This is a genomic window from Chroococcidiopsis sp. [FACHB-1243] (assembly GCF_014696895.1).
GTDB lineage: Bacteria > Cyanobacteriota > Cyanobacteriia > Cyanobacteriales > Chroococcidiopsidaceae > Chroococcidiopsis.
In genome coordinates, this window is the sequence record NZ_JACJQX010000040.1 from 1 (window position 1) to 21,619 (window position 21,619).

General features: G+C 43.1%; 21 protein-coding genes and 2 pseudogenes. 6 read left to right on the plus strand and 17 right to left on the minus strand.

The features are described from left to right. Together H6G17_RS33170 and H6G17_RS33585 are read left to right on the plus strand one after the other, a co-directional pair. Positions 1 to 190 (plus strand): hypothetical protein (locus tag H6G17_RS33170; RefSeq protein ID WP_206757171.1); only part of this gene is annotated, 190 nt, incomplete at its 5' end. A gap of 253 nt (positions 191 to 443) precedes the next feature. Then, positions 444 to 841 (plus strand): annotated as a pseudogene (locus H6G17_RS33585) (IS630 transposase-related protein); the annotation flags it as partial. Between the two features lie 297 nt (positions 842 to 1,138). Here the strand turns inward: H6G17_RS33585 and H6G17_RS24930 are convergent. The 10 genes from H6G17_RS24930 to H6G17_RS24970 form a co-directional block, all read right to left on the minus strand. Next, positions 1,139 to 3,130, minus strand: a complete 1,992-nt coding sequence (locus H6G17_RS24930) for an ATP-binding protein (RefSeq protein ID WP_192161275.1) — start codon at positions 3,128 to 3,130, stop codon at positions 1,139 to 1,141. Then, positions 3,127 to 4,395 (minus strand): DUF4255 domain-containing protein, encoded by a 1,269-nt coding sequence (locus H6G17_RS24935; protein ID WP_192161276.1) that lies wholly within the window; start codon positions 4,393 to 4,395, stop codon positions 3,127 to 3,129. The genes H6G17_RS24930 and H6G17_RS24935 overlap by 4 nt, the downstream gene beginning before the upstream one ends. 40 nt (positions 4,396 to 4,435) lie before the next feature. Next, positions 4,436 to 4,624 carry a DUF6760 family protein gene (locus H6G17_RS34805; RefSeq protein WP_347276467.1) on the minus strand — a complete coding sequence of 63 codons (189 nt, stop codon included), beginning with the start codon at positions 4,622 to 4,624 and terminating at the stop codon, positions 4,436 to 4,438. After that, positions 4,588 to 4,968, minus strand: a complete 381-nt coding sequence (locus H6G17_RS24940) for a phage tail assembly protein (protein ID WP_192161277.1) — start codon at positions 4,966 to 4,968, stop codon at positions 4,588 to 4,590. Before H6G17_RS24940 ends, H6G17_RS34805 begins: the two co-directional genes overlap by 37 nt. A 42-nt stretch (positions 4,969 to 5,010) precedes the next feature. Further along, on the minus strand, positions 5,011 to 5,361 hold the full coding sequence (locus H6G17_RS24945; RefSeq protein ID WP_192161278.1) for a hypothetical protein: 351 nt from the start codon (positions 5,359 to 5,361) through the stop codon (positions 5,011 to 5,013). 8 nt (positions 5,362 to 5,369) lie between these two features. Then, positions 5,370 to 5,852, minus strand: a complete 483-nt coding sequence (locus tag H6G17_RS24950) for a phage tail protein (protein WP_192161279.1) — start codon at positions 5,850 to 5,852, stop codon at positions 5,370 to 5,372. 74 nt (positions 5,853 to 5,926) lie between these two features. Then, on the minus strand, positions 5,927 to 6,382 hold the full coding sequence (locus H6G17_RS24955; protein ID WP_192161280.1) for a phage tail protein: 456 nt from the start codon (positions 6,380 to 6,382) through the stop codon (positions 5,927 to 5,929). Positions 6,383 to 6,439: 57 nt separating this feature from the next. Continuing rightward, a complete protein-coding gene (locus tag H6G17_RS24960) occupies positions 6,440 to 8,104 on the minus strand; it encodes a phage tail sheath C-terminal domain-containing protein (protein ID WP_192161281.1) in 1,665 nt (554 codons plus the stop codon). Positions 8,105 to 8,280: 176 nt separating this feature from the next. Then, positions 8,281 to 9,126 (minus strand): Pvc16 family protein, encoded by an 846-nt coding sequence (locus H6G17_RS24965; protein ID WP_192161282.1) that lies wholly within the window; start codon positions 9,124 to 9,126, stop codon positions 8,281 to 8,283. A gap of 318 nt (positions 9,127 to 9,444) precedes the next feature. Beyond that, positions 9,445 to 11,886, minus strand: coding sequence for a hypothetical protein (locus H6G17_RS24970; protein ID WP_192161283.1), 2,442 nt, complete (start codon positions 11,884 to 11,886; stop codon positions 9,445 to 9,447). Positions 11,887 to 12,463: 577 nt separating this feature from the next. Between H6G17_RS24970 and H6G17_RS24975 the strand changes: the two genes are divergently transcribed. Continuing rightward, a complete protein-coding gene (locus tag H6G17_RS24975; protein ID WP_199316983.1) occupies positions 12,464 to 13,609 on the plus strand; it encodes a DUF4157 domain-containing protein in 1,146 nt (381 codons plus the stop codon). A gap of 81 nt (positions 13,610 to 13,690) precedes the next feature. On the opposite strand, the gene H6G17_RS24980 is transcribed toward H6G17_RS24975, so the two are convergent. Next, positions 13,691 to 14,188: a DUF29 domain-containing protein gene (locus tag H6G17_RS24980; RefSeq protein ID WP_199316984.1), complete on the minus strand. Its 498-nt coding sequence runs from the start codon at positions 14,186 to 14,188 to the stop codon at positions 13,691 to 13,693. Between the two features lies 1 nt (position 14,189). On the opposite strand from H6G17_RS24980, the gene H6G17_RS24985 reads away from it, so the two are divergent. Further along, entirely contained in the window at positions 14,190 to 14,381 is a 192-nt protein-coding gene (locus H6G17_RS24985) for a hypothetical protein (RefSeq protein ID WP_192161284.1), read from the plus strand. Here the strand turns inward: H6G17_RS24985 and H6G17_RS24990 are convergent. Further along, positions 14,376 to 14,600 (minus strand): type II toxin-antitoxin system HicA family toxin, encoded by a 225-nt coding sequence (locus H6G17_RS24990; RefSeq protein ID WP_192161285.1) that lies wholly within the window; start codon positions 14,598 to 14,600, stop codon positions 14,376 to 14,378. The genes H6G17_RS24985 and H6G17_RS24990 overlap by 6 nt on opposite strands. Further along, positions 14,597 to 14,809, minus strand: coding sequence for a type II toxin-antitoxin system HicB family antitoxin (locus tag H6G17_RS24995; RefSeq protein ID WP_192161286.1), 213 nt, complete (start codon positions 14,807 to 14,809; stop codon positions 14,597 to 14,599). Before H6G17_RS24995 ends, H6G17_RS24990 begins: the two co-directional genes overlap by 4 nt. Before the next feature lie 281 nt (positions 14,810 to 15,090). Here H6G17_RS24995 and H6G17_RS25000 point away from each other — a divergent pair, with 281 nt between their 5' ends. Continuing rightward, positions 15,091 to 15,651, plus strand: coding sequence for a Uma2 family endonuclease (locus H6G17_RS25000; RefSeq protein ID WP_192161287.1), 561 nt, complete (start codon positions 15,091 to 15,093; stop codon positions 15,649 to 15,651). A gap of 2 nt (positions 15,652 to 15,653) precedes the next feature. Here H6G17_RS25000 and H6G17_RS34260 read toward each other — a convergent pair. Then, positions 15,654 to 15,860 (minus strand): annotated as a pseudogene (locus H6G17_RS34260) (Uma2 family endonuclease); the annotation flags it as partial. Between the two features lie 162 nt (positions 15,861 to 16,022). On the opposite strand from H6G17_RS34260, the gene H6G17_RS25010 reads away from it, so the two are divergent. Further along, positions 16,023 to 17,588: a serine/threonine-protein kinase gene (locus H6G17_RS25010; RefSeq protein ID WP_192161288.1), complete on the plus strand. Its 1,566-nt coding sequence runs from the start codon at positions 16,023 to 16,025 to the stop codon at positions 17,586 to 17,588. Between the two features lie 4 nt (positions 17,589 to 17,592). Here H6G17_RS25010 and H6G17_RS25015 read toward each other — a convergent pair whose 3' ends face one another. The 3 genes from H6G17_RS25015 to H6G17_RS25025 form a co-directional block, all read right to left on the minus strand. Continuing rightward, positions 17,593 to 18,537: a DUF3365 domain-containing protein gene (locus H6G17_RS25015; protein ID WP_192161289.1), complete on the minus strand. Its 945-nt coding sequence runs from the start codon at positions 18,535 to 18,537 to the stop codon at positions 17,593 to 17,595. Positions 18,538 to 18,818: 281 nt separating this feature from the next. Continuing rightward, complete coding sequence (locus H6G17_RS25020; RefSeq protein ID WP_192161290.1) at positions 18,819 to 19,763, minus strand: FHA domain-containing protein; 945 nt, start codon at positions 19,761 to 19,763, stop codon at positions 18,819 to 18,821. Further along, entirely contained in the window at positions 19,760 to 21,550 is a 1,791-nt protein-coding gene (locus H6G17_RS25025) for an FHA domain-containing protein (RefSeq protein ID WP_192161291.1), read from the minus strand. Before H6G17_RS25025 ends, H6G17_RS25020 begins: the two co-directional genes overlap by 4 nt. Between the last annotated feature and the right edge of the window lie 69 nt (positions 21,551 to 21,619).

Consider the following 21,619-nt stretch of genomic DNA (forward strand, 5'->3'; position numbering starts at 1 on the left):
GTTTATTATCCATCTAAGTATTTGGCAGATGAAGCGATGGGTATCTAGACTCTTATTTCCTACGGTTTGGTGTCTCGAACACATTTTACAGTGGTCTTATTGGCGACGTGCCCCAGAACGCGACTGCGCGTTACTGGCATTTTCAAAAACGAGCTGGTCTTTCCTCTACTTAAATACAACTGTAATATGACTCCTCCATCAATGCTTTCCCAAGTGGGTGAAGCCGTTTGTCTTCGATCTGGTATTCGATAAGGATCTATCCTATTCCCAAGTGTTGAGCCTGAGCCAAGGTTGGATTAACAAGGTCAAGCGATCGTCGCATCATGCCTCGTGAAACATCAATAAGATTGGCGCATTAAGGAAGAGTAAGACCTGAAACTTCAGATATAGCAAAAGAGGTAAAGATTAGGACATAGTAGAGTCGGAGTAAATTGGAGCAAAAAATGGCTGCCCCCTACAGCTATGACTTGAGAAGAAAAGTCATTGAGACAATAGATGGAGGAATGGGGAAAACCCTAGCGAGTAAAATCTTTAAAATTAGCCGAAACACTACCAATTTCTAGCTTCATAAAAGGAAAGAAACAGGATATTATCGAGCTAATGAAGGATACCAACGAGGCTATGGCACAAAAAGCACCAATTTAGAAGAATTTAAGGAATTTACTCGAAAACATGGTAGTCGAACTCAAAAAGAAATGGCTCAAGCTTGGCAGGGAGAAATTAGTGACAGAACTATTGGCAAAGCTTTAAAGAAAATTAAGTTCACACGAAAAAAACTTACGGCTATAGAGAGAGAGATGAGGCGAAAAGGCAAGAGTTTTTAACAGAAATGCGTTGCAAAACTTGCGGTAACTGCCGCATCTACAGCTTTAACTTAACTGAATGCTCAGTTTACTCCACGTTAGTAGGAAGGATTAAAGCAGAAATGGTGCTTGAACTTTTATCAAACTCATTTTGTTCATCGAGTTGATAGTGAGAACGATCGTTCTCACTTGTTGCAAATTTTCGATCGCGACAATCGAGAGCGCCCTACTAGTGGGATAACTCCTCAGACATTTCTATTTACTGAAAAGGTAATGCCTCGATAAATCCATATTTTACCTCTTAAATATGCAATCTGCGAAACAGATAATGCTGTCTAAACTTCAGATCGAGTCCAACTACCCACTTCTGCATCGGTTAAGGGTTTCTCTAATTTGGCATACTCAGCTTGGGCTGCACGTAACAGGTGTTTCATTTGCACCGATTCTCCAGCATCAGCAGCGAGAAAAGCTGCATTGAGAGCGATATTGTAGATGTTGCCCCCTGCAACATTTAATTTTGCCAACTTCATCGGGTCTAACCCTTCTGTGGGAGTATTCGTTGGGAAAACCTGGCGCCAAATTTCTGCTCGTTGAATCATGTCTGGAAAGGGAAACTGAAGCACAAAGCGAATACGACGTAAAAATGCTGTGTCTATCGAACTCTTAAGATTAGTTGTCAAAATTGCCAAGCCAGGGTAAGCTTCCATGCGTTGCAATAGGTAACTGACTTCAATATTGGCATAGCGATCGTGGCTCTCTTTGACTTCACTGCGCTTGCCAAATAAAGCATCAGCTTCATCAAATAATAAAATGACTCCGCTTTCCTCTGCGACATCAAAGACTTGCCGAAGATTCTTTTCTGTTTCGCCAATATACTTGCTAATAACTGAAGACAAGTCAATCCGATAAAGGTCGAGATGCAATTCATTTGCTAGAACTTCAGCTGCTAGGGTTTTACCCGTACCGCTAGCACCTGCAAAAAGGGCGCTAATACCCAATCCCCGCGCACTCTTGCCACCAAATCCCCACGATTCATATATAGTAGTTCGTTGACGTACATGGGCGGCTATTTCATGCAGTATTTGTTTCTGTAACGGCGGTAGCACTAAGTCTTGCCAACCAGCTACTGATTCAATTCTCTGAGCGAGTTCATCTAAACGCGGGCGTGCTTGAATTCGGCATACATCCCATAATATGTCATCGATCTCGTTTTCCTGTCTTTGGCTCAAGTTTCCTACGACTTCCGCACGAGCGGCTTGAATGCTGACAGCGTTCAAGTTGAACTGTTTCACTAAAGTATCGACCTCACCATTTAATTGGGGAACCAAATCGCTGAGTGCCTCTCGCCATAATGTGCCTTGCTCGTCTGAGGTTGGTTTGTGAATCTCAAAGCTAACTGCTGGGCGTTGTTTTACAGTCATTTTTTCTTGACTAGTAATAATTAAAACACCGTGCAAATGCTCGATTAAATGCGCGATCGCCCTCACACGAATTACGTCATTTGTATCTAATTCATCGCAATTTATTAGTAAGGCATTTCTACTTAAAAGGATCTCCCGATTCCACAAGCGAATAAAACTATTTAATTCATTTGGTGTGACTGGAATCGCCCGTGCAGATATTGCATTTAGCTGCAAACTCAACATCTCACACACCGTGACCGCAATATCGCGTTTATTTGCAAAATCTTTACCATAAAGTTGAATAACTGGCAATTCCTTTACGGTTGAAGCGTGCGACAAAACAGTTGTGACTCTCTCTACTATTGTTTGATGTGAGGGTACTAGACTGTTACTAGCTAGTAAAGGCTCAACGATCGCAGACAATCGTTCGTCAAGATATTGAATTCCCAGTAAATAGTGCAAAATCCTTTCGTCAATTCGTAACGGGCAGAGAGTCAGTGCATGACCTTCTCCTATTTCAATTAAACGCCAAAAACGTAAAGGTGCGTATGGGGCGATCGCATCCCAATGAGGGTTTGGTAAGGCTGCTAGGGCTAATCCTAACGTAGGGTATGGTTTTTGCCCCTCTGGTTGAGCTGCACTACACACACTAGTAAAATCATTGCTCAATTCCAATGCTGCACATAATAGAAGCAGATCGCGTTCAAAATCTGAGAGAGCGAAAATTTGACAAATTCTCTCCAATGCCGATGGTGCTGGCAAAGCCTCAGCCGCTTTTTGTAAAGCTTGCTCGTACTTGTCATTGTTACTTAACCGATCGGGAGAGTTATGCAAACTCACAGCATACTGCTCCAATATCTGCCTCATCGAAGCCATGGATGCAGATAAATACCGTTGATTTGCTTCATACCAGCGATCGCTCATATCGTTACCTGTAGTGCATCATGCTGCCTAGATGGATCGCCTGGGAGGGAACTTTGAGTCCCATCTACTTGTATTTGTATTAAATAAGTTCCTGCCTTCACATTATTGATAGGAACTACCAGTAAGTTAGTCTCTTCATGGCGTGAGGTGGCTGAGAAAGAGCAAGACTCTGCTCCATGACTGGAAGCCTCACAAAGTGTTAGTGTCACCCTTTGTGCTTTTCCCACTTTAGGGTTGCACTGAATCGAGATTTCTCCTGAATATGATTTGTTATCATTCTCTCGAATGTGAGCCTCTGAGGCAGTAATGGTTGGATGCAAAACGAAAGGCACGACGTTAGATTCGCTTTTAAAGTGTTGTATACCTGCTGCTTCTAGCTTGAGGTGTACGACCTGGACACCATGTATCCCAGCATATAGATTTGATGGTAGTGAAAAACTAACCTGAGTTTCCGTCACCTCTTGAGGTTCTAACAGTGACTCCATAACGCCCAATCGCACCCGCGTTAAATCGCCAAGCAACTGTTTTCCACGAATCAGAAGGGTGCTACCCGCCACAATCTCTTGAGTTGCTCCCGATCGGGCTGTCACTGCTTCTACAATCGGTCTTGATGACAGTACTGTATAGGAGGAATCTCTATTAGTGTTACGGCTGTCTATCGCTACCATTGATACGCAATAGGCAACTGATGGACGATAATTTGTTTGTAAAGCAGACCACAGCTTGGAGGTCTCTTCCATACTAAAGAATTCTGGGTTAATTTTGATTTGCCCGATCTTCTCAGCTAAATCGGTGACAGATACAGAAGAAAGCACTTGAGACAGGATACTCGATGTATTAACTGCTGATGCATTTTTCAATGCCATCTCGATCGCCTCGGAGGTCAAAACTGGAGTCTCATGCAACAAATGCATTACATATTCTAGTAAAAGCTCAGATTGAAAATCTTTGGCTCCGTAAGCTGTTAATAAGTAGTGTAAGTTAAGGGCGAGGGGTGGATTTGCAGAACGTATTTCTCTAGTTATTGGCAAGCGCTTTCTTCCGATTTCTGGAGCTATCCAGTCAGCATTGCGATTTTGCGTCACTTGATAGAGAAATAGGTTGAGTTGAGCGCGTTCGTCAGTTCCTACGGAAATGCGATCGGGTGGCAAGGCAGTGACAATCACTTCACCGAGACTAGCAGCGATCGCGTCATTGACCAATCCATTTTCTAACAAATTTTTCAATACTGCTGTCACGGTTACTAAAGAAAGTCTATGACTCATACTCATTTCTCATTGAGCAACTCGTCACGTTCCTCTTCTATCAAGTATTAGCGATTTTTTGGTTAATTTGATTAATTTCATTCACCCAACGTTTACGGCTCGTGTGGTCGAGATTGAGAATTTCTGCTTGCGACCAGTGGAAGTGAAATGCAATAAAAGCTACCTCCTCGTATAATTGCGCTGAGGGGTAGCTTAAGACTCCCCCGCTAAAGCAAATTCTACGGCAAATTGAGAATTACAGTGAGGGCATTGAGTGGGAATATGTGCTTGTCCGCTTTGATTAATTTGATTGTAAAATTCTCGCATATAAGCAATGTCTTGCAGCACCAGCCCCTCTAGCATTTTAGGTGTTACAGAGGTGAGGCTACCTAAGCGAGTAATTACCCGCGATAGCATGACTAAACTACCATAAGCGGAATTATCTCGCACTTGTTGCTGTTGCTGCACCAAGATTTCATCTATAGCGGTAGCTAAGCGCATTTTCCCCTGCCGATTAACTCGATTTTGAGAATCGCTCAGCCCACACGGTAGTGTGAAGGAATATTCTGTAGAAATAGTTTCTTTACGAGACATAGACAAACTCGCGTGAATCGGGTCAAGTCGCAATTTAAAAACTTAGGATGCCAAAGTCGTTAGACTGTCATCTGACTTCACTTCCTCTGATTTTACTGCCTCACTTTTCAGCCCATTGATCTGACGGTAAAAGTTTTGTAAATAGTTCAAATCTTCAGCAAAAAAACCTTCCACCACGGTAGGTGTAATTTCTGTTATCGCTCCTAAACAGGTAATCACACGCGCCAGAATGATAATAGTAGAATAGGCGGGATTGCTCTTAACACGGGGGTCTCGCAAGGGAGCAATTTCATCAATTGCAGTTGCTAGCCGCATCACTCCTTTGCGATGCAGATTCCCTTCACCATCTGCATACCCTTTTGGTAAAGTAAACTCAAACTCAGTTTGAAACATAGAACTCCTTAAGTCTGAATCCGCTTAAATCCTTCAAACGCGACTTCTATCTCCTCAATTTCAAGATCTGTACTCCGAGCATTGACATCAGCAAGTTTATAGCTAGTAGGCCAAGCGGCAATTAAGTTAAATCTTGCTTGTGGTTTTTTTGCTTGGTCGTAAATTGTTAAAGAAGCATCTTTTCGCTGCTTTGACCAATTACCATCTTGAACTAATTGAAACCAGTTCCAAAAAGTAATGGAATTACTCATACCACGTCGCAGTGTTAAGTTACCACTCTTGACATTGCCAGGGAGTTTTGTCCTGACAACTTCACCTTTACTTGCTTTACCCCATTTATTCGGAGTCACTTCACAAATTTCAATCACATCTTGAGTGCGGTTAAATCCCTGACACTCTAAAAAAATTGCATCAACTTGTTCTTTGAAGCCATCTAACTTTAGCTCCAGATAAAACCTCTGGGCTGTGAGAAACTCAGTTATGTTTGGCATTGGTGATTTTAATCGCTCTGAATATGGGAAGTAAAGCCCCCCTGAATTAGAGGGGTATAAGGTAATTACTATATTTACGACTCGCGAATTATCTCTTGCGGCACTAATTCAATCGTCTCAGTGAGTATATCAGTTCCACTAGCATTGAGCGATGAAACATTATACTTGCAAGGATAGCATTGTTTAATCTGCCAAACCATCATTTTAGAACCTGCTTGATCGTAAACTGTGATACTAGCGTCTCTGAGGTTGCTACTCCACTTACCTTTTCCGCCTGTATTTGGATTGCAGTCCATATACCACTTGTAGAGATTTTTATCCTTCGATCCATAGATGACAACAGTTGGATTCGCGGGTTTGGGTGGGGTAGGCAGTGGTTGGTACGTCCACCCCTTCTGATCGGAACCCATATTGTGTTCGGTCGGAGGTGCGTCAATCCCTACATTGGAAAATTCCTTGACTGGTGCTTTAACATTACCTGCTTCAAAGTAAAACCGAGAGGCTGTAGCATATTCAGGTGCCTGTGGCATAATTAAATCTCCTACAATGAACTAAACTAATTGGATAGTTGAATTAATCGGACGGCTCTATTCCTCAGTGTTTTCTAAAGGACTCCACTGGCTGACGCGGAAGATCACGAATTCAGCTGGTCGCACGGGGCAAACCCCAACATCAACATATAAGCGACCTAGAATCATGGTTTCGGGCGGGTTATTTTCCGCATCACACTTGACAAAAAACGCTTGTTGTGGAGTTGCTCCAAATAAGCCTCCCTCGCGCCAGATCCGCTCTAAAAAGTTGCTGACCGTACGCCGGACTCTTGCCCACAAATCTTCATCATTCGGTTCAAATACTGCCCATTGAGTTCCTAGCTCGATAGATTTCTCAATGTAACTGATCAATCGCCTCACACTGATGTAACGCCACTCTGTTTTGTCAGGTTCTACGAGAGTGCGAGCGCCCCAGATGCGAATGCCTCGATTGGGGAAAGTGCGAATACAGTTAATGCCTATCGGGTTGAGTAGCTCCTGTTCGCGGAAATTAACTTCGTAGCTTAGACCAATAACTCCTTTGGGAACTTCATTTGCAGGTGCTTTGTAAACTCCTTGCGTTTCATCAGTACGCCCCCATACGCCCATCATGTGACCGCAAGGTGGAACTGCAATGGGACGACCACCATTTCGCGGGTTGGGAACTTTAATCCAAGGATAGTACAAGGCTGCAAACATGGAACGACGGTTAAATGCCTGCAACCACTCCACCACCTGTTGAGGTTTGACACAATCGGGGGGTGGATCGAACACTACCATGCGGTTGGGAGGATTGGGAATTTCGCCACTAGCAGATCCCTCGCACATACTTACCATCAATTCCATGATGCCGTGAACCTGATCCAGGTTCATAATCTGGGCTTCATAAGCTCGCATCAGATCGGGACAAGCTAGCATCGTAATTTCATCGATCTCAAAAATACCGCGCACACCAGTGCGATCGTCCCGTACTCCTTCAACATCGCGAGAAAATCTGTCTAGTGTTGATACTACCAATGGCGGCGATAAGTCATATTGACCGTTCACAGGGCGGCGAGTCAAGGGCTGTCCTGGTTGCGCCCGATCTGCGATCTCGACGTACATCGAGGAACGCAGTGCATTAATTGCATACGTTGCTACCTGTTCTGGAGGACTTGGATTCATGGTCAAGTTGTCATATTGCTCCAGAACTTCATCGCCGCGTCGTAGTTGCAGAGAAAAGTATTCTCCTGTATTCGGTGGTGGTTCGCCTTCAGTTCCTTCGGGGAGAGCGCGGGGTCTGCTATCATCAATTACAATTTGGATAGCGCCACCAGATGCCTGTTCTGGACGGAGCGACAAGTTTAAACTGGGGCGATTTCCACGTCTGGGAACCTGCACGCTAGCTACTCGCTGTTGTGCTGGTTGAGGTGTTCCAGGTAATTGAGTGCCAATACTCGTAATCCAGCAACGCCCGCCACCGTTCATAAAGTAGCCGTAGACAGCAAAGGGCATATAGGCGTTGAAGTCGGTAAAGCCGTCAGAATTGGGACTGGCAAAGTAATTCAGGTATTGCGTCCAATTGGTGACGAGCATTGGCTTGAATAGCTCCGCACCGTCACGCACATCCTCGGTAAAACCAACGAACCCAGCGATCGCAGTACTGACTCCTTCAATCGGGCGACTACCGCGATCGACCTCCTCGACGTACACGCCAGGAGCAAAATAATCAAGTCTAGCCATAAAAGCGTTACCTCAAGTTTTGTTGAATAAACTTTGCGGCATTAGTCGCAACAAGGGAAAAGAAAAAGAGTTAAGAGAATAGAATTTTTTCTGCTTCCCTTGCTCTTTAACCTGTAACCACCTCTAATAGAGGCTTAATAACGTGGCATTAAATAGGGGGCATTAAACAGGGGTTATTAAACTGGGGTTAGCAAAATTTCTTTAAAAGTGTAAGTGAGACTATCTACCAGTACGTTACAGTTTTGTGACTGGTAGCCCAGGTAACTTAAACGCAACACGTAGTTGCCAAAGCGCAAGTTTTCAAAAAAGAATAGTCCTTCTGAGTCACTGGTCGCTGATTTTTCAGTTCCCAGTAGTGCCACCTCTACTCCAGCTATTGGCTGCGTCGTGACGCTACTTTTAATCGTACCGACAATAGCGACGCGCCTGGTTTTAACACTCTTGCCTTCAGTCACATCTTGCAAAGGGTGTTGCATTCCAAAAATTCGTTGCCAAACTAAAGGAACTGATGTTCTTCGCGGCTCAATTGGAACTGTAATGGTGAGATGAATCGCCGGACGCAGGGGAACAGAGAGCGCACTCCATAACCCTCCGAGTTCAATGGCTGGGTCTAAAGAGATATTCATGGATAAATTACCATAACCCCGTAAGTCAGGCGGTAGGAACTCTTCTCGCAGTGAATTGTGCCGTAGCAAAAAGGACAAAGCCTCGCTTAGCAGATGATATTCTCCTAGAGCGGTGCGATCGATCGCTGTAATGATAATAGAAATGTCAAACCAAGTAGGTGCAGAGCTTACCGTTGCTATTCCTTGCCGCTCTCCAGTAAAATAGCGATCGACCTGTCTGCCAGATTGTTGCATCTGCTTGCTCTCGCGAATGTCATAGAGGTAAACATTCAGTAAGGAACCTCTATTTTGGTCTGTGAGACTGGCAGGATGGCTAAAGTCAATTTGCTCTGTACTAGTGAGTGTTGTCCCCCCAGCTAGCAGTTCTGCCAACGTCTGAAGAATCAAAGTCAGCATGAATATGCCTACGATTAGTTTCGATGTTTATTAATTTAGCAGCATAATTCAATAAATGTAATTAGACATAAGTCTAATCGATCGCACTAGCATCAAAAGTCATAATAGAGATATTACTAGGTACAAAACTTGCAGAAGATTGTCAATCAAGTACTGCTATTTAAGATTTAGTTGATGCTAAGTAAGCCGTACAGTAAAACACTTACCGATCGGGCTTAGTGCGAATATTTCAAGTTGGAGGAATCTTTGATTGAAGCAGAAGTTGAACTTAATTTCTTCTGCGATGGGCAGACGGTTTTTTCGATCGCGGTGACTTCTTCAACGCTTCTTCAAAGCTTCGACGATCGCTGCCTTCTTCACGAGCTTTCTAAACTCTGCTGGGAAATCCCGATCGCTTAATTTATCCCAACTCACTTCCTGTTTCAAATTATGCTTGTCTCCTTTCAGCTTTAATATTTGATTAACTGGAGTTGTAGGCTGCTGAAGTTCTTCTGATCCCAAATACTGAGCTAGTACATCATTGTAGACTTGTTGAACTACACTATCTTTCTTATTTTCATTTAAACCAATACTAGAGAATATAGTTTCTTTTTCCTTGTTGCCAGAACCTTCCAGCATGGCGAAAACATTTTCAGCAAGTTCGCTCCTGGTCTGATTTTTTGACTTTGTGGACTTGGTTGCATCAAATCCTTTCATTTCCTTGTCTCGCATTTTTTGCTTAAATTTTCTTGTTCCCCATTGCCCAATTTGAAAGGCTCCCACACCAGCACCCATAGCAGTAGCAGCGATTAATCCTGGTGGACCAGCAGTGAATCCAACAACCCCAGCAGCTAGTGTTGTATTTCCAAGAACTGTATTTATGGCTGCGCGCTTAATTTTCTTATCTTGTATTTGTTTTAGTTTATCTATAGTATCTGTATCCTCTGTTTCTATCCGATCCAGACCTTTTTTGTTCATGCGAGCCTTATGAATTTTGTAGCTGCCTTGGATAGCCTCTGCGCTACCGACTACCGCATTCGCAGCAGGAGCAACCGCCCCTCCAGCAACTATTTTCGATGCTTCTGCCGCTACTGCGCCACTATTCTGTGCCAAATTAGAAGCGTCTTTAACTGCACCGGCGATTGACCTCGTCAAGTCCGCAACGTTTTTAACACCCCTACCCACAGACTTGTGACCGCCAAAATTCTCTTTTTTAATAGCTTTCACTGCTGCATCAGTATAATTGATCAGTTTTGGTACAGTTGTTAAAATACTACCTAATGCCTGACCAGCATTAATGGGTATCGACGTACCTGCTGTACCTGGTGGTATCCTACCTCCTTCCCTAGCACCTGCTATAGCTCCTGACGCTGGCGTGGCATCCTGCTGATGAATATGGTGTGAGATGGCTGCTGCTGCTTGGGTTCCTACTATCGTAGTGTATGTACCAGCGGAAGTCATCTCACCTGCACCACCAGTCGCATTAGCAATCCTTTCTCTAGTCGGCTTCTTCTTATTGGTAAGTCCATCCCGAAGGCGACGATAAGAATCTCGAAGTATGATCAAACCACCAACAGCTCTGACTTCATCCCTGGTTTCACCAATTACAGCAGCATCATTGCCAAATTTTGCCGGAGTGTCAGTGGGAAGATTGGGTAAAGCCGTCCCTGGATCTCGATCGTTGGCAGGAAGATTTTGTAGAGCAATCTGATCGACATTTGTGTGTGTTGAGTCCTGTCCCAGAAGTTTGGTTTGATCCGAATAAGCCTCGTATTGCCTCATTCCTTCCGCAACCTTTTGCGGCGACGTTTGTGCTGCTGATTGCTGTTCTTGCTGTGGTGCTTGTGACAGAATTCTCCCTTCTAATCCTCTAATTGCGGCTTGCTGGCGATCTAGTTCCCTTAATTCCTCAATAACTAAATTTACAAAAGCCGATCGTTTCTGCTGCTGTAAGTCTTTAATTGCCTGCTCTCTTGCCGTATAGTCCATTGGTAGTAGCCGTTGTGCTTCCTGCTTTGGTGTTGCAGGTAACGGTTGTTGGGGTGACTGCTGTTGTTGCGGTATTGGAGGTGCTGGTCTTGTTGGGGCTGGCGGTTGTTGGGGTGACTGCTGTTGTTGCGGTAGCTTATCTGCCTGTTTGTCCAGTTTTGATTCTGAATCTAGCAAATCATCTAATTCTGCTAATAGTCGATCTATGTCCCTAAACAATTCTTTAATCGAGCTTTCATCTTCTTGCTGCATATCTTGAGAGTTAGATTGCCCAGAAGAAAACTCTTGTCCATCTCGATCGAGTAAATTTTCTTCTGAATCTTGTGAATCATTAAATTCTGCTAATAGTCGATCTATGTCCCTAAACAATTCTTGAGGAGATCTTTCATCTTCGGATGATTCTTCTTCTAAACTGGCTAATAACTCATACAATTCATCATCAGATATAGTCTCGTTCCCGCGAGAAGCCAAATTATTTTCTTCATTACCAGATAGTTGTGCTCGTTCCTTCCCTTTATCTGCTCGCTGCATAACATTACTCTGAGTAGGTATATGCTGTATTTCAGCACTCGCAGGCTTGGTAGAAATCGCTGGTTTCATTCCTGAAAACACGGGGATCTCAGCAAAATTAAATCCTTGCGGCTTTGCTTTTTCTGATGTCTGAGTTAACTTCTGACTCTGTGAGGCTGAGTTCGCTACAAAAGGACGCGACTTAATTTGAGACTGTACTGGTATTGCAGCGTCTGAAGTAGATTTTTTCTCAAGAAATTTCTTCGTATGTAACGCTTTCATTCTCAAGTCTCCTTAAGTGCATTATCTTGATACATTTGGGAAAATCAGAAGATATTTTGAAAGTTAAAGAGCGAACGAGTTAACTTTTTTGTCGATGTGCAAGTGTTAGTTCATCGTCTAGCATCTGGACTTAACTGTAAGTGGTCAAAACATTGTCTATTGTCTTACCTGTCACTGCCTTAATCTATTAGACATTAGTCGAATATTTATTGGCGTTTAGTTATTGTCGAGTTAAGATAACGTAAAAGTTCTCGGCGGCGGTATTCTATTATTTGCTTATTTACCACGAGCTAGAAGTAAGGATGCGACTAGTTTTGAGCTTGATGTTAAAAAAAAAACCAGAGACACAACCTCATAAGTGGAATTAGACATAAGTCTAATCGATCGCACTAGCATTGAGTGACACAATAGAGGCATTATCTACTCATCAGTTCCGATCGCATTAAATTTCTCAAAATTCCTACTGACAAGCGTTTTTCCATCAAAAATCTAAAATCTACAATTCTCTAAGGTTGGTATGGTGCGCGCAAGAGTACAAAAATTCTCCGAAAGAAGTCTACAGCCACAGGAATCTACTATGGCTCCTGTCTTAACTCAACGTCACTCGTCCTCACCTCATGCTCAGCAGGATACCGAATCTCATGTCATTCAACAGCACCAGCGTGAGGCGACAGTCCTGAAAATTCAAGCTAAGCATGGCACGATTACGCCCGAAGGACAGGAACGACTGACTTTCCTACAGGCAAAGATGGCTGATGAGATGCAGCGAAAGCTGGATGTTGCTAATCGCACCCATCAAAACAGCTTGAACTCGTTTCCTGGCGATGTCTCAGTTGCTCCGCCTGAAAGAAAAGCAATGCCACCAATACAGGCAAAACTCACGATTGGACAACCAGGGGATAAGTACGAACAAGAGGCAGATCGGGTAGCTGCCCAGGTAGTCAACCAGATTAATGCACCAACTACCCAGCGCGAAGCATTACCAGAAGAACATGAGCTTCAGATGAAGCCGGAAATCGGCAGCATCCAGCGCCAAGCGATGCCAGAAGACGAAGAACTTCAAATGAAGTCTACTGGTGCAGGGATGACTGCCTCTCAAGATTTAGAAACATCTATCCAACAGGCACGAGGTAGCGGACAGCCCCTTGCAGACAGTATCAAACAACCAATGGAGCAGGCGTTTGGGACTGATTTCAGTGGGGTGAAGGTTCACACGGATGCTCAATCTCACCAGTTGAATCAATCAATACAAGCTCGTGCATTCACAACGGGACAGGATGTGTTCTTTCGGCAAGGGGAATACAATCCAGGCAGTCGAGGAGGACAGGAGTTGCTTGCCCATGAGTTGACCCATGTGGTGCAGCAGAATGGTGGGGCTGTGCAACGGGATCGATTGCAGAAGGCAGAGGAAGTAAAGGCTGAGAATGAAGTTCCACAGATAACAGTAACAAAATATGAAACTGGATTATTAAACAACGGTCCTTTCTTCGAGCATATTTATTTTAGTGATGGAAGTTTCTGGAGTACAAAAATAGTTTCTAGTGGAGAATATCGGGGAAAGCATGTCTACTTAGACATCAGGGAAGGCTTGCACAAAGGCGAGGGATATACCGAAAAAGATGATAAAAAAGGGTACAAAGCACAAGAAGTCAAGAACTGGTTGCTAGGCTTACACCCAGATCTAAAGAATCATTGGACAGCATACCGACAGGCAGCAACGTAGCTGCGTTAGTGCATCTCAAACCCCATTAATAGTGCGATCGCCCGCTTCTGTAGTGTGCGTTAGCGGTAGCGCGATCGCACTTCAGCTCATCAGATCGTCCATTGCCGCTTCACCTGGATAGAAGCGATCGCTCAAAATATCTTCCAGCGTGTAAAGGCAGTCTTGTGGAAAAGTTTTAATGGGTAGATTTGTTTCTCCAGAAGCCAGTGCAATTGCTTTGGGATATGCTTTCTGGAGAGCTTCTTGTAAGTACGGCTGGAGACTAGGATTTTCTTCAAGTAGTTCCAACGTATCTATCCGTTGTATGCGAATCGTATTCAACCAACTACGGCTTCGTCGATCGGGCTGATATTCCCATTTCAGCAAATGCCCAATTAAGACACTCAAGCGATTTCGTAATTCGGCACGTTGCTGTCTTCCCAAAGATTCAATTTCCTCAATTAAATTAGGTAGGTCAAGCTGGCTCCATTGATGATGGCGAAGGAGGTTAACCTGTTCTTGAGTCCAAGCGTAGAAGTCAGTTTCGTAGAGGTTTTGCATCAGGTTTCCCGCTGTTTGTCCTGTGTCTGGTGTTGGCATCGTGGGGTTAAAACCTGGCTATCTTTTCCCAATTTTAGTATCAGTTAGCCTATGTTGGCTGAGCGATCGCCTGCTCTTAATGGACGCGTTAGCGGTAGTGCGATCGCACTTCAGCTCATTAAATCATCCGTCGCCGCTTCACCTGGATAGAAGCGATCGCTATATCACTGTGATGTGGCGTTATATCTCATAATAGGGATTTAAATTCGTCACGGTTTATTTGACAATCGCGCAGTATTTGTGCAAATAAACCCCGACCAATTGCCTCTCCAGAATGGACTGGAATCACCGTTCTACGCCCATCACTATGTAACAAAATATGATGACTTCCGCGTACCCTAGCAACTTCAAAACCTATTTTACCAAGAGCTGCTATGACTTCGCGTCCTGTCACACTTGGCAGTTGGCTCATAGTTCAACTGCCACTCGTTGGACACCCACAAAATCTAATGAATCCTGTTCTTGCTCAAATTCCAAACACAGTGCGATCGCTTCTCGGATACGTTCCATCAACTCATCTAAAGATTTAGCTTGCGTATGACATCCAGCCAGCTGAGGAACCGAAGCGACAAAGTAGCCATCTGTATCCCGCTCGATAATCACACTAAATTCTCGCTTCATAACTTCATAATTAGCTGCGCTTGGTTTTTATAGGACTTATGCAATCGTCACATAATTCAGGGTAAATAAGCCAGTTACATAAGTCCTGTTCCATTTTCTCACGATTATAAGAGTGCGATCGCCGCTCTTGTAGCAACAGTCTTAGAAGTCAGGCGATCGCTCAAGGATGATGTTGATGAGCGTGCGCTCGCCATTTTGGAGTGCGATCGCGCTTCAATCAAGCGGCAAGCTCCTTTTTGCTAGACTAAAAACACATCTCTTCAAGCAGGATTCTTGGAGCTATGAGCGCCACTACCCAAACCCTCACCCTAGAAGAATTTCTGAAGCTCCCAGAAACCAAGCCTGCTAGCGAATATATCAACGGTGAGATCGTTCAAAAGCCAATGCCAAAAGGGAGACACAGCCGCTTGCAAGGTAAACTCTGTGCTGCGGTCAATCAAGTTGCAGAGGATCGGAAAATCGCCTATGCGTTTCCTGAATTACGGTGTAGCTTTGGGTCACGCTCCATCGTACCCGATGTGGCTGTATTTCAGTGGACGCGCATACCATTCACAGTTGATGATGAAGTTCCCGATAACTTTGAACTACCGCCAGACTGGACAATTGAAATACTTTCGCCAGAACAAAAACCTAATAAAGTGATTGGCAACATTTTGCACTGTCTGAAGTATGGTAGCCGTCTGGGATGGTTTCTCGATCCTGAGGACTTTAGTGTTTTAGTATTTTTACCAGAGCAACAGCCATTGCTGCTCCAGGGAAAAGATTCTTTACCTGTCTTACCAGAAATTGAGCTTGCACTAACTGTCGAACAAGTTTTTGGTTGGTTAAAAATGGGTAGTTAGTATTGTGATATGGCTCTTAACTGATAAGTTAGATCGGCGTTGCGATCGCCAGTTTCACTTCCCGTAGGTGGCATAATAATTACTTTCCCTGTAGCTGTGCGCTCGAATCTCAAGTCACGGTTATTTTGACAAAGCTGAAAAAAGTGCTCGTCAGTTAAGTCAATATCTAATTTGAGGGGAGCAGGTAAACTAACGGTATTAGCATTCAGATGATTTGTTTGGATAGCAGCAATATATGTCTCAATTTTAGTCTTACTCCAACTGAGACACTCATGCGATTTAGCAGTTCGGCGCAGAGTTTGCCAAATTCAATCTAGAGGTAGTGACGTTACACTTTAAGGAAGGAGCGTAAATCATTTAGTCCTTGCAATATGCCAGACCCCTTTGTAAATCAGTCCGATGCTTGGATTGGTCGCACTATTGGCGATCGCCAACGATACCGCTTAGATCGGCGCGTGGGGGCGGGCGGTATGGGAGATGTTTTCTTGGCAATGGATACCTTACTCGGTCAGCAGGTAGCTTTAAAGCTGCTTAAGGATACATTAGTCACATCCCTAGACCTGAAAAAGCGATTTGAGCGTGAGGTAGCAGTGTCTGCGGCGCTCAAAAGCGACCATATTGTAGAAGTTAGCGACTACGGTGTAACTGCTGAAGGATTTCCCTTTTATGTGATGGAATATCTGCGCGGGCAGAGTCTCGGACAACTTCTGCGCCAACAACGGCAGTTATCGATAGAGCGCACTGTAAATATTATTACTCAAGTCTGTGACGGGCTTTCTCTAGCACATGAAGGGGTAACTTTATGGCGGGAAAAAGCCACAGTTAAAGAACATATTCAAGTGGTTCACCGCGATTTGAAACCAGATAATATTTTTCTAGTTCCTACAACTCTAGGAGAATTGGTAAAAATTTTAGACTTTGGCATTGCTAAAATTCGCGAAGATCGGGTTGAATATACTCAACTAACTAATATGTTTCTTGGCACGTTTCACTATGCTGCTCCAGAACAAATAGAAGTAGAAAAAGATATTGATGGACGTGCAGATATTTACAGCTTGGGCATTATTCTCTACGAAATGCTCAGCGGTACAGACCCGTTTGGCTTGGGACTAAATACGCGCAGCATTAATCAAATGTCTTGGGCTTTAGCTCATACTTCTAAGCCAGTAAAACCACTGCGATCGCAACCAAGTTTATCGAATTTATCTCCTGTATTAGAAGCGGTAGTATTGCGCTGTTTAAATAAAGCTCCCAGCGATCGCTTTGCTTCAGTCAACGATCTGAAGATAGCTTTACAAGTTGCTACTACCGTGGAAACTGAAACAGTTTTGCCCCCAAGAACTCAACACGATATTGAAGACAAAACTACTAACAAAACCACTATACGACCGCTAACTCCCCTCTCACCTATAGTTACCAAATCAACGAATATTAATAACTCAACTGTTATTCGACCAATGGGCGATCGCACCATCGAACGACCGATAGAACCAGTAGCACCAGGAGTTACTGACACTATTCTGTCTTTAGGACAAGACTCTTTGTTAGAAATTATTACAGAAATTATTGGACCTATTGCTTCCACCTTGATCGAAGAAATAGCAGCACAAACCTCTAGTACTAAAGAATTAGTCGAGAATTTGTTTCTCTATCTTTCTACGTCTCAACAGATAGAATTTGAAAAAAAGGCAAGAGGATTGCTGCAAAAATCTGGCACTCAAACTAGAACGGGACAAACTCAAGCAATTGATGCTAATTTTTTACAACAATGTGAAGAATATTTAGCTGAGATTATTGGTCCTATTGCTAGCTCGTTAATTCAAGAAGTTATGGAAACTTATCCGCAAATTTCTCCAGCCGACTTGGTGAATATGTTAGCAGAGAAAATTCCTAATGCCAAACAATCAAAAAAATTTTCTCGGCAGTTAATAGGTTAAATATTTAACTATTATTTTTCCTCCGTTCTAACATCGTTTTAGCTATTTCTAAACTAGATTTCATACGATTAAAAGATGCTGCTAAGATGCCAATTTCATCATTAGAACGTTGTTCAAAATCAGCATTTGTTTTGCCAGTACTGACTGCCTGAGCAACTTGAGAAATTTGCGCGATTGGCTTGATAATGGTACGTTTTAGCAATAAATTAATAACAATCATGACAGCAACAGAGATAGCAAATAGCATGATCATGGTTAACTGCCAAAACTGACGAGCAGCTGCAAAAACTCTATTTGCTGGAACATAAATAATTTGGGCAAAAACAGTTTTATTTAATTGCCAACCAAAACCATGTTCGCTACCGTAAACTGCTATTTGACTTTTAGGAGCCTTATCCGGTGTTGAATGACAGCGCAGACAGCTAGCATCTGTAATTGTAAAACGTCGAGCAATGTAAAAGAATTCTCCGCCTGGAAAGGTACGAAAACCCGATTTTTGTGTATTGGCTGGCTCTTTGGTGAATTGCTCGATCAACTGGGTTTCAAATCGATCGGCGCGATCGCGTAAATTAGTTGGATTTAGAGCAGCTTCTCTATATACATAGTCTCGATAATTAGCGTTTTTGCGGAACTTATCAAAAACCTCGATCGCAGAAAAAGCTGCTACTGTTTCTGGAATAAAATTTTGGCTATTTTCTAGCTGAGATGTTAAGAGGGGGGTTATGTTTTCGTTAGTATAGCTCCTAACGGCACTCATTGTTTGTAAGAGTACATCTGCTTTAGTTGTTACTTCTTGCTGCGCTCTTTGTTGTAGTAAGTTTGATAGACTAGTACCACTAATTAAAATAGCGACTAGGAAAACAAATAACAAAATTAAGTTGAATTTGCTAGCAAGTTTAAGATTTTGCAAAAATCTCAATTTATGAGCTATATAACGAGTTCCTAACATGATTGTTAAATAAGTTGTAAAATTTTTTGGTACTCAGAGCAAAAGAATTTGATGCAATCTATCTTTGTTAAGATTCGATCCCTCCTAGCCCCCCTTTTTAAGGGGGGAACTGGAAGCGCCCATTTTGAGGAGAGAACTGGAAGCGCCCTTTTTCAAGGAGAGAACTTAAAGCCCCCTTGTTAAGGGGGTTGGGGGATCTTCAACAGCTATGCATCCTAACTGAGAAGTATTGATTGCGATCGCATTAGTGTCAGTTAATTTGGCAGAATATGGTTTGTAGATTATGGTGTATGATCCTCAGATTTCTCTTGTTGCTTTCGATCGTCTGGAGTTGTGTTGTTGAGTGGATCGGCAGTTGCTTGTCTATCTGCACTTTCCGGATCGGGTTTCTGAGGAGTTGTAATCTCTCTCCAGGCAGAGTTGAAGGCAGCTTTAGTTGCAGAGCCGAGACGATTTTTTAGCTGTGTAGCTCTTTTAACAGCAGCAGAACCTAATTGGCTGCCTAATTGTGAAGTTTTTTTCGCAGCAACAGAACCAAGACGGTTGCTAACTTCTGAAGTATTTTTGACAAATGATTGCCATTGCTTTTCTGCCTGTTTTTCAATCTCCTCTGGTTCGAGCAAAATCTTGTTTTCAATTGACTCACGCGCTTTACGGACTGCCTTGAGGTATGCCTCCCGCGTCAAGTTACCTGCTCCCTGCAACTCATTGAGAATGCGTTTATTGATTGCAGCGAACAATGCAAGAGTTTGCTGTTTGGGATCGTCTACTTCAGTATTTGAAGGTGTCGCTTTTACCAAAGCGCTTGAGTGTGACACAACGTCAGCTGCGACGACCTCAGCATCAGAATCAAAGCGCCAAGGTGCAACAGCGTCTAGTGGTTTAACAACTGTTGCATCTTCAGGAAATTCGCTAGTTTCTTGAATAATCAGAACAAATTCTCCAGCTTGGATCGCATCCCCATTTTTGAGTAGATAATCTTGATTGACTACAGCGGCTTGACCGTTAATTAAAGAGCCGTTTCTACTACCGAGATCGGTGTAATAAATCTCTCCATTTTGTTGAGAAAACTTACCGTGTAACCGACTAATATCAGAGCTATCCAAAACCAAACTAGAATTTTCAGAGCGACCTATTAAGTAAGTGTCTTCCCGTTCAAATACTTCATTGAAGTCTAATTCAGTAATTTCAGTCTGGGTTTGTGAATTAAACACTTTAATTTTCATTGCCCTGAACCTTCAGCTAGGTTAACTTTTGGACTGGATGTAATTAAATGCTGGATGTATCCTTCAAAAGCTTGAGCTGTTGCAAGATTTGTTGCTAAGATAACTTGATTCACATTGCAAGATCTGGACAAAGCTTCATCATTTGCTTGTGTCGGTTGGGGAACAAAGAAATCTCGTAGGAAAATTACACCTAAAAGATTTTTAGAGGCGATCGCCGAATTAATTTCTTGATAACCACCAGCAGTTAAGTTAGGTAGCTTGCGGCTTACTGGTATATCATATTGCATCAAAGCTTCACTAATAGCAGCAGGAGCCATAAACAAACATTTGGAGAAAGTTGCTTGATGGCGCTCGATGAAATCAACTAACTCTACTTTTTGGCTATCATGAGCCAGGAGAACAATATGTTTTTCCTTGAGGATTTCTGGAACTACTGAAATATCATCGCGATCGCTAAGTTCTTCGTCAGTCGTTTCATTGGGTGGGGAAACGATTGCATCGCTGACTTCCACACTCATGCAGTCGGGCAGATCGGTTTGAATGAAGGTATTCTCAGTCAATGTAGCTTCAGCTTCTAAATTTTCTGTGGGTGTACTCGCTGCTAGCTCAGAAAACTCTGAGGATTCTTCTAAAGTGCTTGCTTCTGCAACTTCTACTGCTACTGAATCTTCTGCAACCTCTGCCGCGTTTTCCTCAGCAATCTCTTCTGCATCTGTAGTATCGGTATGGAGTTCTTCACTAAGTTCTGGTTGTTCAGCAATAGCTGCGAGAATGTCTGCGGGATCGCTTTCAACTAAATCTTCTGCGGGATCGCTTTCAACTAAATCTTCTGCGGGATCGCTTTCAACTAAATCTTCTGCGATATCACTTTCTGCCATATCTTCTGCGGTGTCACTTTCTACCATATCTTCTGCAATCTCGCTTTCTACCATAGCTTCAGGTGACATTAACCTCGCTTCTCGCTCCTCACTCCTCACTTCTTCAAGAGGCTCGCTTTCAACCATCTCTTCAGGTGACATCGACTCTTGTAAAATAGTAGATTCGTCCGTAGCTATTGCTGAGATATCTTCATGTGGCTGTTCCAAGGAAGCATCAGCAGGGATATCTTCAAGATCGGACTCAACAAGATCGGACTCGGCAAGATCGGATTCGCTAACAATAGCATTGGGCATTTCTGCTGTGCCTTCTACTATCACTTCTGGCGGTGTTGATGCTTCCACGCCATCTGTAATTTTTGCCCTGTCCTCACTAAACTCTTCTGAAGCAATATCATCGAGATCGGACTGTTCCATATTCTCCAGTTCACCAGTTGCTGCTGGAATTTCTTCTGCGGCGGCTTCGTCTGCTGGTTGTGCTGGTGTCATTTCACTGATTTCTGATGAGGCTGAAATTTCTGAGACACTGGGTTTCTCGGCATTAGATGGAGATGAAAACGCTAATGGCGCGATGACTGTAGCATCTTCATAAACTCCAGTAATCTGCTGTGGAATTAGCAGAAAATCTCCTAGATGAATTACATCTCCAGCCTTAAGTAGATAAGCTCTATTTTTTGTAGCAACTTGATTATTGATTAAAGAGCCATTAGAACTACCTGTGTCAGTAAAATAATATTTACCGCTCTTGTAAGAAAACTTACCGTGTTTACGACTAATATCAGTGCTTTCGAGAACCAAGCCAGAAGTAGCAGAACGTCCAACAATACATTTTCCATCGCTGCGAATTGCTGATGCTAAGTCGAACTCCTGAAGTTCTTCATTAGTTTGAGAATTAATAATTTTGAGTTTCATATAGTCTCCTTGTACTAGCGTTCGATGATTTGAATTAGGATAATTTTCTTTAAAGTCAGCAATTGTAGA